The following is a 16195-nucleotide window of genomic DNA, read 5'->3' on the forward strand; positions in this document are numbered from 1 at the left end:
TTTATCCTTTTGGAGCAAATGGGACGGTTGGTCCGATGATAAGGGATTCCGGAGGTGTATCGAATGCGGAAGATAGTTGGACCGTTTGCACATCCCCTATTAGAAATAAAGCAGAGCTTGATACACCGATAATTTTAATATCACCTACGCAAAGCTGGTGATTGATTACATTAAACTCCATTTGGATTTCCTCCTGTCTCGGTTTGTGAATGGGTAATGAATTGAAATAAAGCAGCTTGAATATCGGATTTTACCTTTTCCCTGACTTTTTCCTTGATATTATCCCGTTGCTCTGGTGCACGTTCCGCATAATTAAGATTATCGAAATACATATTGATTCGTTGATGAAGCTGGCGTTCGACGTCCTGCTTAATGAAGTCATGATAAGATGGTTCCAATGATACTTTTAACTGGGTTTCCGCATCGTGGATCATATTTTCCAAGTCTGAAAGTATATCGTTGTGAATTTCCTGGACAACGATTTCTCTGCCTGGAAATAGGTTCGGTGCAGGTGGAACGGGTTGGTTGTTGACGGCAAATTCATCAATGTTGTTTAGATCATTGGGGTTTAAGCCGATATTCAACGTTCCATCTAAAGATTCGACTTTTAACTGATCGAATTTATATTCAATTTTATCTACATGGATTGGCGGTTTGCTTTTCAGTTGGGCAAGTTCATCTGTCAGGCGTTTGAGTTCGCGTTCAAGTTTCATGATCCGTTTATCCTGGGCTTCAAGATAACACTGCATTTGGATGGAGTACGAATATAGATCCTGATTCACGATTCAACACCTCACCTTCACAATATGATAAATTCATTTATGACAGTATATGAAAAGTATGGAAATAGGTGAATGCCTATGAATTAGGACGATTAAATGGGACGAAACTGGTTAATGGGGTTACATCAGCTTCAACTCCGGGAGCAGGCTCAGTGAATCCACCGGTATTGGCTAATGTGGAATATGGTTTAATCACCCCGGCACTTCCTATTTGAAAAACGGATGAATTGGCGATACTTTGAATTTTTATCATATTGATTTGTATGGTCTGGTGAATATTAAAGATCATGCTGACTCCTTTCTTAAAAACATTAGAGATTTAAGACCAGTGGCTGATCAATACCATCTGTATCATTTGTATTTGTGGTGCTATAGGCATTATATAGTGATATGGATTCACCTGTATTGAACGAGCCAGCACCCGAAAAAGTTTTCGCAGTGGAATATGGACTAATTTTAAAGACGTCACCAACATGGACAACTCCACTGTTACTGACATTGATGACTTGAACGATTCCTACGATGGCCGGCAAGAAAAATCACCCTTTATTATTCTGGTTTTACCCTTAAATCAAGGCGATGAGCCTACACTGAAGGGAGTATCAATGTATTGTATGTCAACTCAAGATTGATGTGATTCATCTGCCTATCAATTTGTTGTTGTATAACAGGTAAGAGTGTCATTGGATGAATGGGAACAGATATGGTAAAATGTTTACTAATTCAGAATTTTTAAATAAAATGAGGGGTGAGGAAATGAACGTACCATTAGTATTATCGCATTTCTTAGATCGAGCAGCCTTACTATATGGCGATAAGAAAGCCATCATTGGAGATGACAAGGTTTTATCCTACTTAGAGTTGAACGGCCGTGTAAACCAGCTTTCAAATGGTTTAAGGGATCTTGGAGTCAAAAAGGGTGATAGGGTGGCATATTTGGCACCTAACTCAATTGAAATGCTTGAAGGCTTTTATGGAGTATTTCAACTTGGGGCCGTAATCGTTCCATTGAATATCCGCTTGAAGCCTGCCGATTATTTATTCATTTTGAACCATAGTGAGTCCAAGGTTCTTTTCGTAGATCAGGAATTGTATCAACTAATTTATCCTGTCAAGGATGAACTTGAATCGGTGGAACACATAATTGTACATTATAAAGGTGAAGAGATAAATGAAATCGATTACAACTATTGGCTGGAAAGTTATGATAACAGGAGTTTTAATCGGGAGTCAGTGGATGAAAATGATGTTTCGAGCCTTCTTTATACAAGCGGGACCACAGGAAATCCCAAAGGGGTGATGCTGACTCACCGCAACAATTACCTGCATGCCCTAGGTGCGATGCATCACTTCAGAGTCAATGACCGCGATACATATTTGCATGTACTGCCGATGTTCCACGTAAATGGTTGGGGTGCCCCATTTTATTATACGGCAAATGGTGCCACTCAAATTTGTTTGAGGAAAACCACACCCGAAACAATATTTGATGCACTTGAAAAGCATAAGGTTTCCATTATGCATATGGCACCAACGGTTCTGAATTCTTTGTTTCAATATTATGAACGGAATGTTCCGGTGATTGATCAAGATATCCGAATCGTTGTTGCGGGTTCCGCTCCGCCCCCTGCATTCGTTACAAGGGTAGAAAAAGAGTTAGGTTGGGAATTCATTCAAATTTATGGAATGACTGAATCAACACCGGTAACTTTGATATCGCTGATTCGTTCTGAATTCGATGATCTTTCGGAAAAGGAAAAATATAGAATGAAGGCGAAAGCCGGATATCCCATCATAGGCAGTGAGGTAAGGGTTGTACATGAAAATGGTGAGGAAGTAGCCCGTGATGGCGTGGATATCGGGGAGCTCATCGTCCGCAGTCATGGTGTGATGTTAGGTTATTGGAAAAATGAAGAAGCGACCAACCAGACACTGAGAAATGGATGGCTGCATACTGGGGATATGGCAACAATCGATGAAAATGGAAATGTTGATATCGTTGACCGCAAAAAGGATATAATCATAAGTGGCGGAGAAAATATCTCTTCCATAGAAGTGGAAGGAATACTCTATGAACATCCGGACATTCTTGAAGCGGCAGTCATTGCCGTTCCGCATGAAAAGTGGGGAGAGACGCCGCATGCCTTCATTGTGCTAAAAAGGGGTGTGGAATTAACAGAGGATGATATAAAGACCTTCACACGAGAAAAAATGGCCCATTTTAAATCAGTCACCAGTGTGTCGTTCGTCGATGAGCTTCCAAAAACGGCATCGGGAAAAATCCAAAAAATCCATCTTCGTAACGATTACTGGGAATCTAAGGGGAAAACAGGCAGATTCGTCAATTGAGCTCGCTAACGCTGATCAGTAATGATCAGCGTTTTTGTCCATTTGATCTGGTGTGATATGGACCTGACGGGAAATGAAGGTGGGGGGCTCCCTTTGACCATGATGAATGTCCACTTTCGTAATCACAGCCACAGGAACTCATGCCATTGTTTGATAAAGGCCATCATAATCAAATCATTCATTTTGACTTTTTAAGATGATGAATGGAATTTGTTTCGATAAAAAAACTTCCTGTTTAACGATAAAGTGTTACTATTATAAAATATTTCAAATTATTATGATTTTTCTTTTTTTTGGATTGTGGGGGGGAACATTGAAACGTATTCATTATAGCTGGGTGATTCTAATCATTACATTTTTCTCGATTATTGTAGCCGGAATCGTTAGATCATCTTCAGGAGTATTCATCGTACCATTTGAAAATGAGTTCGGGTGGGACCGGTCCGTCATTTCTTTAGCCTTTGCTATAAGTCTTTTTCTTTATGGTTTATCGGGTCCATTCATGGCTGCTCTAATTGAAGTGCTTGGATTAAAGAAAATGATGGTGTTGGCCATGTCCACTTTATTGATAGGGATTTTCCTCACTTTTTTCATGGATCATGAGTGGCAGCTCATTTTAATTTGGGGGATTATCATTGGCTTGGGGTCTGGAGTGTTTTTAACGGTATTGAGCCCATATGTGGCAAATCGTTGGTTCGAGAGGAGGCGGGGGCTGGCAGTCGGGATACTAACGGCAAGTACGGCAACAGGTCAGCTCATTTTACTTCCGGTTTTAGCAATCATCATTGAGAATTACTCTTTTAGATGGGCGATTGGTTTAATTTTGGTCCTTAGCTTAATCATGCTGGCAATCATCCTTTTATTCATGAAAAACGATCCGAAGGAAGCTGGGATTCTTCCATATGGATTAGCGGAGGAAATCCAAGAGGCTGTTCCAGTCCAAAAGAAGAACCCCATCGGTATGGCTTTTCAGTCGTTAATTGAATCAGTGAGAGTAAAGGAATTCTGGTTATTGGCAGGAAGTTTTTTTATATGTGGACTTTCAACGAGCGGGCTGATCGGCACACATTTCATTTCTTACTGCATTAGTTTTGGATTACCGGTTGTTATGGCAGCGTCACTGTTATCTTTCATGGGGATCTTTGATTTGATTGGTACGACTGTATCGGGGTGGTTATCAGATCGTTTTGATAACCGTTGGTTGTTGTTTTGGTATTACGGTCTAAGAGGTGCTTCCCTCGTATTGCTCCCGTTTGCGCTAAATGAAGGCTCAATCGCGCTATTGATCACCTTCTCCGTTTTTTACGGCTTGGATTGGATAGCTACAGTGCCTCCGACCATAAGCATTTCAAGGCAAGTCTTTGGATTGGAGAAAAGCGGGATTGTATACGGTTGGATATTCGCGGCGCATCAGGCGGGTGCAGCAGTGGCGGCATATGGCGGGGGGCTTCTCTTCAAAATATTCAATTCCTATACATGGGCATTCTTCCTTGCAGGAATCTTTTGCTTATTGGGTAGCTTGTTTGTCATACTAATAAAAAAGCAAAAATCGGCAACAGTGGTTAAAGATGAAACAATGAGGTTATAGAAGTGGTGTTAAATCTGTTATGGATGAGAGAGGTGAATCTATGAAGGGCACGTTTGAACCTATACAGGAAAGTAAACGGATCGTAAGCATCGATATTTTACGTGGGTTAGCCATTTTAGGTATTTTTTTAGTGAATATGCCTTCTTTCCACTCCCCGCTCTTATACATAGATGGTGCTGAACGATGGTCCGAAGGATGGGACGGGATTTTGTACAGATTCAGTGATGTGGCCGCACAAGCCAGCTTTTATCCTTTATTTGCGTTCCTGTTCGGTTTCGGGGCCGTCATACTGGCTATTAAGAGTGAAGAAAAGGGCATTTCATTTCCTATACTATTTACGAAAAGGCTAGGTTTCCTACTGGTACTTGGGTGCATTCATGCCTTCTTCATCTGGCATGGGGACATCCTTATTAATTATGCTGTATTTGGGTTTGCATTTATGTTTTTTTATAAGATGAAGGGCAGGAATTTAATTCTGCTAGGCTCGGTTTGTTATGTTCTGCCTTTTGCTATATTGGGTTCATTATTTCTTATAATGGGCATATTTGATAGGGAAGGAATGGAAGTGACGACTGATTCGGCGATGATGAAACAGTCTTTGAAAGTTTATCAATCTGGTACATTTACGGAAATAATGACTCAAAGGGCACTAGATTGGTATATGGTGAACAACCCTTTTAATGCCACTATCCTTTTTTTATCGATTTTTCCGTTTTTTTTAATTGGAGCAGGCGTTGCAAAGCAAGGCTTTCTCCAAAACATTAATCAATATAAACGACAGTTGAAAGCGATATTGATCGTAAGCTTGCTGTTGGGTTTGCCGATTAAGATCCTGCCATATGTGACGGTATACCATTTTGGTACGATATTCGTTCAGGATTATTTCGGCGGACCGCTATTTACGATTTTTTATATCACGGCAATCGCGCTTTTGGCGGAACAAGCAGGAGATTCCCGCCTGTTCCGGCCCCTTTCGTATATCGGAAGGATGTCGATGAGTAATTACTTATTCCAATCGATCGTATGTACGGCCATTTTTTATTCATATGGCCTTGGTTTATATGGATCAGTCTCATATACGACTGGATTTGTTTTCCTTTTAGCCCTGTTTTGCCTGCAAATGCTGCTTTCCTTATTGTGGATGAGTCTGTATAAATACGGACCGATTGAATATTTATGGCGTTTTGTTACATATGGTAAAAAACCGGTTATGCGTCGATGATGACTAGATGAGAAGAAATGTAAATGATGTTCATTAAATTGTTGATTTTACCTATTCAGCTGAATCTTAGTTTTGTTTTTTTGTAAAAGCCTATGATATGATGAAATGGAAACTGAACGAGGGGGCAAAAAAATGACTACACATATTCATATTACAGCTTGGGTTATCGGAATCATTCTTTTCTTTGTCACATATTCGATGCTTAAAAGCGGAAATCCGAAAGCAAAAATGCTACATATGATAACACGTTTATTCTATCTATTGATTTTCCTTACAGGCGGAATGCTGATCACGGATTTTGGTTTTTACGCAGTGAAAATGATTGTCGGAATCATCGTGATTGCGGCGATGGAAATGGTGTTGGTCCGTACGAAAAAAGGGAAAAGCACAGGTGCCATGTGGATATTGTTCATCGTTGCGTTTGTATTCGTCCTTTATTTAGGGCTTTCCCTGCCACAGGGAATGGACTTTTTTTAATACAGAATGGAAACGGGTAAATGAGGAAATCTCATTTACCCGTTTTTTTACAAGTTATTGTGAATTCACTTTCTCAATGACGATCCTTTTTCCAGTGTTAAGTGTGAATTCAAAACGATCGTGATCTTTTATACCATAAGAAAAATGGTGCTGAACGAGACATATTTGGCTCTCGTTATCAAAGGTGAAGAAATTCACGCCGGACTGGTTAGGGACTGCCCTTAAAAAAGTGAGCTGATTATAGCTATATATACAATCATAAATAGAAAAATCAAGTGAATTCAAGGTCGTTACAAATTGGAAAAAGGAATCGTCGTTCAATTCTTCCAATAAACGTTCAAAAGAGTAGAGCAGTTTTTTGCGAATCCGAATGGGCTCATTTTCCCTTAAGAAGGTGATTTCCCGGTGAAGCAGGATTTTTCCCTCTTCTTCAATAACTCCTTGCCGCCAGCGCCCACCCCTGTACACTTCAATGATGCTATCAACGTGGTCTTCAATGGAGCACGCCTCATCAGTTTCATCATCGAAAAAAATCCATTGTTGATTGATATTTTCCACTGTTCCTTCGGTAAAGCCTCTTGTTTGCCTGTTCATTAACTTGATTCGTTGTTGCTGACTCATACATATACCTCCAATAGTGGAATCCTCACCTACTTTTTAGTCAAAATCCAATGAAAATATAACTGTATATTTTAAAATATTATGGACAAATAACCATCTTTCCGTCTTTGCATAGGCTATGTTTAAACACGGGATACTTTGCTCAACAATTCATTAACAACGTCGGGCGTTGTGGCAGGGGGTCTTACGGAATGATGCTGATCGATACTTAAATCTTCTTTGCAATGGTCTTCGAATTTACAAATATGGAACTGTAAATCTTTTTAAGACAGGGAGCCAATATTTTTTTGATAGTCCGGATAGAAAGGATGAAATTTAAAATGTGTGGGATAACAGGCTGGGTGCATTTTCAAAAAGATTTACGGACAAAAACGAAAACACTGGAAAACATGACAAAAACGTTGGCAAAGCGGGGGCCAGACGAGGAAAATGTTTGGTGCGAAGCCCATGTTGCCTTTGGTCATAAACGGTTAACGGTTGTCGATGCGGAAGGCGGAAAACAGCCGATGACGAAATATCACGAAAACGGCAGGTATACGCTTTGTTATAACGGAGAGCTATATAACACCGAGGATATTCGTAAACAGCTATTATTAAAAGGATATTCCTTTAACGGTCATTCTGATACAGAAGTTTTACTAACTTCTTATATAGAATGGAAAGAAAAATGCATTGACTTGTTCAATGGGATTTTTGCGTTTGGGATTTGGGATGAAAAGGAACAGAAATTATTCGTTGGAAGAGATCGGATGGGGGTAAAACCATTCTTTTACGCGGAAAGGGACGGCGGGTTCATTTTTGGATCGGAATTGAAGGCGATTCTAGCCCATCCCGAAGTTAAAACGGAGATCGACCGCAGTGGACTATCTGAAGTTTTTGGTGTTGGTCCATCCAGAAAGCCAGGTTCAGGCGTATTTCATAATATCCAGGAGTTAAGGCCTGCCCATGCGCTTACCTTATCAAGGAAAGGCCTCCGGATTTGGAGATATTGGAATGTGAAAAGCGAAGAACATCGAGATACCCTTGATGAAACGGCCGAGAAGGTCCGCTTCCTTGTCGAGGACGCAGTGACGCGGCAACTGGTATCTGATGTTCCACTTTGTACTTTCTTGTCAGGAGGGCTTGACTCAAGCGCCATAACGGCCATTGCAGCAAACGTCTATCAAAAAGAAGGGAAAGGCCAGCTTCATACGTATTCCATTGATTATGAAGATAATGAACGCTATTTTAAGGCAAATGATTTTCAGCCTAACTCTGATGGGCATTGGATTAATAAGATGTCTGAAACTTTTAACACGGTTCACCATTCATCGATCATCACTCAAGAACAGTTAACGGATTATTTAACAGAGGCTGTCCTTGTAAGGGACCTTCCAGGCATGGCGGATGTCGATTCTTCTTTACTTTGGTTTTGTAAGGAAATCAAGCAGGATTTTGTCGTAGGCCTGTCTGGCGAGTGTGCGGACGAAATTTTTGGCGGTTATCCTTGGTTTCATCGTGAGGATGATTTGAATCGTGCCGGCTTCCCATGGATGAGATCGACCAATGAGCGGGTGTCTTTATTGAAATCGGGATGGCGTGAGAAATTGAAGCTTGAGGAATATGCGCAGGAAGCCTATTTTACCACCCTTGCCGAAACGCCCAAATTGGAAGGGGAAAATGGTGTGGCAGCAAAGCGGAGAGAGCTTTTCTATGTGAATTTATTATGGTTCATGACGACTCTTCTTGACCGGAAGGACCGGATGAGTATGGGGGCAAGTCTAGAGGTCCGCGTCCCATTTGCCGATCATCGCCTTGTTGAATATGCATGGAACATTCCTTGGGAAATGAAAATGGAAGGCAACCGTGAAAAGGGTATTCTGAGGAAAGCGTTGGAGGGGCTTTTACCTGATGAGGTATTGTATCGCAAAAAAAGTCCATACCCAAAAACCCATAACCCTATATATACAGACCGTGTGCAGGCATTGTTGAAGGACTTGCTGACGGATAAAAATTCGGTCCTGCATGAGTTCTTTGATAAACAGAAGCTCACGGATATAGTAGATTCCAAAGGTGCCGCTTTTAAAGTGCCATGGTTCGGGCAATTGATGTCAGGTCCACAGTTGCTCGCTCACTTGGCACAAACCCATGTATGGTTCAAAGAATATGATATCCAAATAATCGATTGAAAAAAACGGGGCCGATGATTTTCATTGCCCCGTTTTCATTGTCTCAATGATTGAATGCGAGAATTTTATATTGATAACCGCCCAATTCAAATTTACCTTCCTGTGTGGTTTCTTTTGTTCTTAAATCGGTTAATGTACGTCCTTTCAAATCAAAAGGGAGGGTAAAGGATTGCTGGACATCCGTCGGATTGATGAGGATCAGGACAGAACGTTCTCCATTATACTTTTGGTATGCCACAATATTTTCATTTTCGGCTGTATCAAGGAATTTGAATTTTCCGTCATTGGCAAGTAATCGTTCTTCTTTTCGCAAGAGGATCAATGTCTTAATTTCATTGAAAAGCTCGGTATTTTGTTTTTCTTCTTCCCAGACCATGCATTTTCGGCACCCTGGATCCATGCCTCCGGTTAAGCCTATTTCATCTCCATAGTATATACAAGGGCTGCCATTGAATGTCAAAAGGATTGCGTGGATGAGCTTGGTTCGAGCTAGATCTTCCCCGCAATCCGTGAAAATCCGCGGTGTATCATGGCTTCCAAGAAGATTGAATGTCACGTCAAAAACATTGGTAGGATAACTGTGATAGATGGCTGTCATTTCTTCTGTGAACTCGCGTGCATTGATGGTTTGTGAAGCGACCAAGCGAAAAACTTGGTTGGTAAACGGGTAATTCATGACCGCATCGAACTGATCGCCGCGAAGCCATGGCATCGAGTCATGCCAAATTTCCCCAAGAATATAAAGGTCAGGCTTTATATTTTTCACCGTTGTTCGAAATTCACGCCAGAATGGCTGATCGACTTCATTTGCCACATCGAGCCTCCAGGCGTCTATATCGAACTCCTTGATCCAATAAGCCGAGACCTCGAGCAGATATTCTTTCACTTCAGGATTCGCAGTATTCAATTTTGGCATCGATTCAAAAAAACCGAATGTTTCATAATTTGGCCTTTCCCCTCCTTTAAGAGGAAAGCTGTGTGGGTGGAACCAATCCTTATATTTTGATTTCTCCCCTTTTTCGAGTAAATCCTGAAAAGGGGGGAAATAGTAGCCGCTATGGTTAAAAACGGCATCCAGCATGACCCGGATATTCCGTTTGTGGCATTCGGTTATTAGTGTTTTCAATGTTTCCTTCGTTCCGAATTGCGGATCGATACTCCGATAATCAATCGTATCGTATTTATGATTGGAGTAGGCATGGAAGATTGGCGTGAAATAAATTCCGTTGATGCCGAGCTTCTCTAAGTAATCCAAATGTTCAATGATTCCTTCGAAGTCCCCGCCAAAAAAATTATCCACGGCCGGTTCTTCACTTCCCCAAGGTATCACACCTTCCGGATCATTGTCTGGGTTTCCGTTCGCGAATCGTTCAGGGAAAATTTGATACCAAATCGTATCTTTGACCCATTCTGGTGCTCCGAATATTTCATTTTGATGTAGATAAGGAATCGCGAAATAGCTCCCGGGATCTCTGGGGGGTTCTTTAAAGAAACCCTTTTCCGTGTAAATGGCACTTTCATCTTCTGAGGATACCTTGAACCCATATCGAATTCTTCTGTAGGGGGGCTTCACATAAATATGCCAATAATCATAACGGTTATCGCTGCCTGATAAACTCATGGGAAGTTCTTCGTACTGCCATTGACCATCATTATCTGAAATGTATGGATCCCCAAAAATCAATCCGGCTGAGGAGATATCTTGTTTTTTCGTACGCAGGCGGATATGTAGGGTTTCCGTGTTGATGGGATAGCTATAATTGTCATTAGGTCTATGGTGTATGGATGAAAATTCCATTGAAAACACTCCAATTCTATAAGTATTTGAGGAAGTGAATTGAAAAAGGGAACTTCAGGCTGTTTATGAGGGAGGGCTCTATGTAGTTATAATTAGCCGGGTTTAAGTGTTTTTTTCAATATGGTCATATACCCAAGTTTAATTGAAAGAAGCACTTATTAACTAAAAAATAACAAAAAGTGTTCATCACTACAAGGAAATAAATACGTTGAGGAAAATGTTGTAAAAACCAAAGCTGTTCATATAATGATAACAATAGGTTTGGCGCCGCTTTCATTTAGGGACTTTGTTTGATTGGCTGAACTGAAAAACAGTATTATTTGGTGCTTTTGGACATGATAAAATAAACATTTTAAAAAGGAGAATGAAAATGAAGAAGCTGATTTTTCATTTTTTCATGTCCATGTTCTTGATCGTTATTGTAAGTGCTTGTGGATCCAGTTCAGATTTGGAAAATAAAGTAGTGACAGAAAATAAGAAAAACGAAGAAGCCAGTAATGAAGCGAAGCCGAAAAAATTGATCATTTGGGAGGAAAAAGGTAAAGCCGAGGCCCTAAAGCCAGTAATTGAGGCATTTGAAAAAGAATATGGAATCAAAGTTGAGCATAAAGAGCTGGAAATAGCTACCGAGATGTATCACCGGCTTCGTCGTGATGGGCCAATCGGAAACGGAAAAGCGCCGGATGTTGTTACTTTTTCCCATGACAAAGTCGGGCGTATCGTGAAGGAAGGCCTAATTCAGGAAGTGAAGATGAATGAAGAAGTAATAAATGCCTTCATTGAATCTTCAATCAGGGGGGAAATGTATCAAGATAAGGTATTTGGATTGCCGAAATCCGTGAACACTACCGTTTTCATTTATAATAAAAAATTGATGGCTAAAGCTCCTGAAACGATGGATGACCTATATAAAATGGCGAAGAAATCAAGAAAAGGGAAAGTGTATGGTTACTATGCCAAATGGAATGATTTCCATGATGCGTATGGAGTGATGGCTGGAATGGGAGGTTATGTATTTAGAGATAAGGATGGAAATCTGGACCCTTCGGACATTGGTTTGAATAATAAGAGTGCAATAAAAGGGGCTCGGTACATCCAAAAATGGTATAAAGCGGATCTGATTCCAAAAGGCGACGAGGCAGCAATCGGGAAGTTATTTGATCAAGGGAATTTGGCTTCTTTCATGAGTGACGGTAACTCATTTTCCAAGAGAAAGGATACAGGAATTGCCCCTTTGCCAAAATTGCCAAATGGTCAGCCAATGAAAACGTTCATGGAAATCAAAGGCTGGCATGTAACAGCATTCACTAAACATCCTTACTGGTCTACGAAGTTAGTGGAATATTTGACAAACGATGATAATGCAGTCCAGCGTTATGAAAAAACAGGGGAAATCCCCCCGAATAAGGCAATCAAACAAAACCCAGCAATCAATGAAGATAAAAGGGCACAAGCCTTAAGCATACAAATACAATACGCTGAACCTGTGCCGAATATTCCGGAAATGAATAAGGTATGGGGTCCGATGAATTCTGCCATGGATGATATATCCACTGAAAAAGCAAAACCAAAAAGGGCTTTGGATAAAGCTGTGAAAACGATAAAAAAAGAACGTTAAAATCGTGTTCTGCTTATTCCAGTCATTAAGCGTAACTAGTATCTCCAAATTGTCCCTTTAGTGTAAAGTTTTTTATAATTTGGATTTGACGTTAAGGGGCCAAAAGGCTAATCTTAAAGGCGTAAAGAGATAGCTAGGAGGAGAGCGGATATGAGAAAAAGAGTGTTATCACTCGCTTTAATTCCGTTGCTTCTTTTTTACGCCATTCCAGTAGGAGCAGCTGAAAAAGAACAACGAACTTGGAAGGATGAAATCGTATATTCATTATTAGTCGACCGATTTTTCGATGGTAATATACAAAATAATGGAGACGCGAATGTCAATGACCCTTCTGCGTTTAATGGTGGGGATTTTGAAGGTGTCACGAAGAAACTGAATTATTTAAAAGATATGGGTTTTACAGCTATCATCCTTTCACCGATTTTCGCTAATGATGAAAATGGTTATCATGGTGATTGGGTGACCGATTTTTATAAAACGGATAAACACTATGGGACGATTAAAGAGTTTAAAAAACTCGTGAATGAGGCACATAAACGCGATATGAAGGTGATCATTGATTTTCAAGCTAATAATGTGGGTCCTGAATCATCATGGCTGACAGACCCTGAAAAACAAGGTTGGTTCCATGAAGAAAAAAAGATTTCCAAGGACGGAAATCAGGATGATTTGGAAACAGGATGGGTTGATGGTCTTCCGGATTTGAATCAAGACAATGATGAAACGCGGAAATATTTACTTGATGCGGCCAAATGGTGGATTACGGAAACCGATATTGATGGATACCGTTTAAATAAAGTCCAATACGTAGCAAAAGATTTTTGGAAGGAATTTGTGGATGCAGTCAAATCTGAAAAATCAAACTTCTATACAATAGGAGATGTACAAGGTGATGCCGATTTGATTTCAAGCTACAAGCAGACGGGTATCGATGCTTTTATGGCTTATCCGCAAAATGCCGAACTACGGAAAGCATTTGCTGCATCCGATAAAGAATTTAAACCTGTTTTTAATGCATTTGCGAAAAGTGAAGATGAATTTGGGAGAAATGCTCCTCAGGCATTGTTCATGGACACTCAGGGAATGCCCCGATTTACCAAGGATGCAGCCGATCATAACGAAAATCCAGGTTCCAGATGGAAAATGGCTCTGTCATATCTCTATACGGTGCCAGGAGTGCCAATCGTATTTTATGGATCGGAAATAGCCTTAAATGGCGATAGTGCCCCGGATAATCATAAATTGATGAATTTTAAGACAGAACAGGAATTGGTCGAATATATAACAAAGCTTTCCGATCTCAGAGACATGTACCCAGCATTGATAAAAGGGGATTTGGAGCTTCTATATGAAAAAGGTGGAGCTTCGGTTTTCAAGCGTGTGTATGGTGATGAAACGATTGTCGTCGCTATGAACAATACGACTGAAACTCAAACGATAAACCTTACTGAAAAGGAACTTGAAAAGAATAAAGAGTTGAGAGGTATGCTGAATGGGGATCTGGTCCGCAGTAAGGACAACAGCTACTCTATCGTAATCGACAGGGAGACGACGGAAGTCTACACACTTTCACCTAAGTCGATTATTAATATTCCTTACCTGTTAGTTATAGGATTGGTTCTTCTTATTTTTGGTATATTCATTGCTTTGGTTATTAAGCGTTCAAAACGGAACCAACCAAAATAATCATATACCTCTCGATGTCGGTAGCTGCCAAACATTGTCCCTAAGGCTTTGTGGAAAACAGGATCGGGAGGGTACAGCATGAATAAGACCTGGTGGAAAGAAGCGGTTTGCTATCAAATTTACCCGCGCAGTTTCATGGATAGTAATGGTGATGGCGTCGGAGATATAAAAGGATTGATTTCAAAGCTCGATTATCTGCAGGATTTAGGGATAGATGTTATTTGGATTTGTCCATTTTACAAGTCCCCCAATGCTGATAATGGCTATGATATTAGTGATTATCAGGCCGTATCCGATGAGTTCGGTTCAATCGAAGATATCGAACTGTTATTGAAAGATGTTCACGCACGTGGGATGAAGGTGATACTCGATCTTGTTTTGAACCATACAAGTGATGAGCACCCATGGTTCGTCGAGTCACGTTCGTCCCGCGATAATCCTAAACGGGATTGGTATATATGGAGGGATGGGCAGGACGGAAGGGAGCCTAATAATTGGGAAAGTATCTTTTCCGGAAGTGCCTGGAAGTTCGATGAAAGGACCAATCAATACTATTTACATTTATTTGCCGAAAAACAGCCAGATTTAAACTGGAAAAATACTGATGTACGAAATGCATTGTATGAAATGGTAAATTGGTGGCTCGACAAGGGAATTGATGGCTTCCGGATTGATGCTATCACTCATATTCATAAGCGTGAGGGCTTGCCGGATATGCCCAATCCTTATTGGCATCAGTATGTACCTGCGTTTGAAATGCACACCAATCAGGATGGGATTCTGGATTACCTTCAGGAGTTGAAAGAAGAGACTTTCTCTAAGTATGATATCATGACGGTCGGTGAGGCCAATGGCGTCAGGATTGAGCAGGCTGAAGATTGGGTTGGGGAATTGAATGGGAAATTCAATATGATATTTCAATTTGAACATCTTGGACTTTGGAATAGGGGACAGAATCACGATGTTGATGTTCAGGGGTTAAAACGCACAATGACCAAATGGCAAAAAGTGATGAAAAACAAAGGCTGGAATGCTTTGTTTTTTGAAAACCATGACCAGCCGAGAAGTGTCTCGACATGGGGAAATGATCATCAATATTGGTTGGAAAGCGCAAAAATGATTGGGGCTCTATACTTTTTCATGCAAGGGACACCTTTTATTTATCAAGGTCAGGAAATAGGTATGACGAATGTCCAATTTGATTCTATTGATGATTATGATGATGTTGGAATGAAAAACTTTTACCGGATTGAGACCTCCAAAGGCCGTCCACATGATGAAATCATGAACATTATCTGGCATAGCGGCCGTGATAATTCACGAACCCCGATGCAATGGAATGAAAATGAAAATGGTGGGTTCACGCACGGAAGACCTTGGATGAGGGTTAATTCCAATTATCGCGCCATTAATGTAGAACAGCAGAAGAATGACCCATCATCCATTTATCATTTTTATAAAAAGATGATTGAACTTCGAAAAAAACATCAGGTCCTTGTTTATGGGGAATATGAATTATTATGGGAAGATCACCCTGAACTTTATATTTATACAAGAAGTATGAATGAAAATTCAGTGATGGTAGTATGTAACTATAGTATGAATCACCACCAAATCAACCTTTCCCATTGGGGTAAGATGGAACTTTTACTAGCTAATTATGATGATTGCCCTGAAGGGTCCGTTATAGATTTACGGCCATATGAAACGAGGATTTATCGTTATTGACCTTTAAATGACTTCTTGTATATTACCTTAAAACCCTATGTGGTTAGTCGTCTGACTTCTTTCCTTCCAAAAGACTTGTCGTTTTTTTAGAAGCTGATCCAAAATCAGCTTCTTTTTAATTTTAAAAAAAGGTTGGAAAAAACGGAAAATTCGGTATT

The 16195-nt window shown here is 40.4% G+C and carries 14 protein-coding genes; 8 read left to right on the forward strand and 6 right to left on the reverse strand.

The window, feature by feature from the left end:
* Position 1: 1 nt before the first annotated feature.
* The 4 genes from UP17_RS05720 to UP17_RS05735 all read right to left on the reverse strand — a co-directional run bounded on the left by UP17_RS05720 (position 2) and on the right by UP17_RS05735 (position 1315).
* Positions 2–181, reverse strand: coding sequence for a hypothetical protein (locus UP17_RS05720; RefSeq protein ID WP_061462052.1), 180 nt, complete (start codon positions 179–181; stop codon positions 2–4).
* Complete coding sequence (gene gerPC, locus UP17_RS05725; RefSeq protein WP_061462053.1) at positions 171–782, reverse strand: spore germination protein GerPC; 612 nt, start codon at positions 780–782, stop codon at positions 171–173. Before gerPC ends, UP17_RS05720 begins: the two co-directional genes overlap by 11 nt.
* 76 nt (positions 783–858) lie before the next feature.
* Positions 859–1071: a spore germination protein GerPB gene (locus UP17_RS05730; protein ID WP_061462054.1), complete on the reverse strand. Its 213-nt coding sequence runs from the start codon at positions 1069–1071 to the stop codon at positions 859–861.
* Positions 1072–1093: 22 nt separating this feature from the next.
* Positions 1094–1315 carry a spore germination protein gene (locus tag UP17_RS05735; protein WP_061462055.1) on the reverse strand — a complete coding sequence of 74 codons (222 nt, stop codon included), beginning with the start codon at positions 1313–1315 and terminating at the stop codon, positions 1094–1096.
* Between the two features lie 223 nt (positions 1316–1538).
* Here UP17_RS05735 and UP17_RS05740 point away from each other — a divergent pair, with 223 nt between their 5' ends.
* From UP17_RS05740 to UP17_RS05755, 4 genes are all read left to right on the forward strand, one after another.
* Entirely contained in the window at positions 1539–3131 is a 1593-nt protein-coding gene (locus UP17_RS05740) for a long-chain-fatty-acid--CoA ligase (RefSeq protein WP_061465997.1), read from the forward strand.
* 313 nt (positions 3132–3444) lie between these two features.
* Complete coding sequence (locus tag UP17_RS05745; RefSeq protein WP_061462056.1) at positions 3445–4719, forward strand: MFS transporter; 1275 nt, start codon at positions 3445–3447, stop codon at positions 4717–4719.
* Between the two features lie 40 nt (positions 4720–4759).
* On the forward strand, positions 4760–5941 hold the full coding sequence (locus UP17_RS05750; protein WP_061462057.1) for a DUF418 domain-containing protein: 1182 nt from the start codon (positions 4760–4762) through the stop codon (positions 5939–5941).
* A gap of 132 nt (positions 5942–6073) precedes the next feature.
* On the forward strand, positions 6074–6418 hold the full coding sequence (locus tag UP17_RS05755) for a YisL family protein (RefSeq protein WP_061462058.1): 345 nt from the start codon (positions 6074–6076) through the stop codon (positions 6416–6418).
* Positions 6419–6472: 54 nt separating this feature from the next.
* Here the strand turns inward: UP17_RS05755 and UP17_RS05760 are convergent, their stop codons facing one another.
* Complete coding sequence (locus UP17_RS05760) at positions 6473–7039, reverse strand: DUF2777 domain-containing protein (RefSeq protein WP_061462059.1); 567 nt, start codon at positions 7037–7039, stop codon at positions 6473–6475.
* 320 nt (positions 7040–7359) lie between these two features.
* On the opposite strand from UP17_RS05760, the gene asnB reads away from it, so the two are divergent.
* Complete coding sequence (gene asnB / locus UP17_RS05765; protein ID WP_061462060.1) at positions 7360–9207, forward strand: asparagine synthase (glutamine-hydrolyzing); 1848 nt, start codon at positions 7360–7362, stop codon at positions 9205–9207.
* A 43-nt stretch (positions 9208–9250) separates the two neighbouring features.
* Here the strand turns inward: asnB and UP17_RS05770 are convergent, their stop codons facing one another.
* Positions 9251–11005 (reverse strand): alpha-glycosidase, encoded by a 1755-nt coding sequence (locus UP17_RS05770; RefSeq protein WP_061462061.1) that lies wholly within the window; start codon positions 11003–11005, stop codon positions 9251–9253.
* Positions 11006–11375: 370 nt separating this feature from the next.
* On the opposite strand from UP17_RS05770, the gene UP17_RS05775 reads away from it, so the two are divergent.
* The 3 genes from UP17_RS05775 to UP17_RS05785 all read left to right on the forward strand — a co-directional run bounded on the left by UP17_RS05775 (position 11376) and on the right by UP17_RS05785 (position 16037).
* Entirely contained in the window at positions 11376–12623 is a 1248-nt protein-coding gene (locus tag UP17_RS05775; protein WP_061462062.1) for an extracellular solute-binding protein, read from the forward strand.
* 150 nt (positions 12624–12773) lie between these two features.
* Positions 12774–14309, forward strand: a complete 1536-nt coding sequence (locus UP17_RS05780; protein ID WP_061462063.1) for an alpha-amylase family glycosyl hydrolase — start codon at positions 12774–12776, stop codon at positions 14307–14309.
* Positions 14310–14387: 78 nt separating this feature from the next.
* Entirely contained in the window at positions 14388–16037 is a 1650-nt protein-coding gene (locus tag UP17_RS05785; RefSeq protein ID WP_061462064.1) for a glycoside hydrolase family 13 protein, read from the forward strand.
* Positions 16038–16195: the final 158 nt, after the last annotated feature.

The sequence above is a fragment of the Peribacillus simplex genome (genome assembly GCF_001578185.1).
In the GTDB taxonomy this organism is placed as follows: Bacteria; Bacillota; Bacilli; order Bacillales; family DSM-1321; genus Peribacillus; species Peribacillus simplex_A.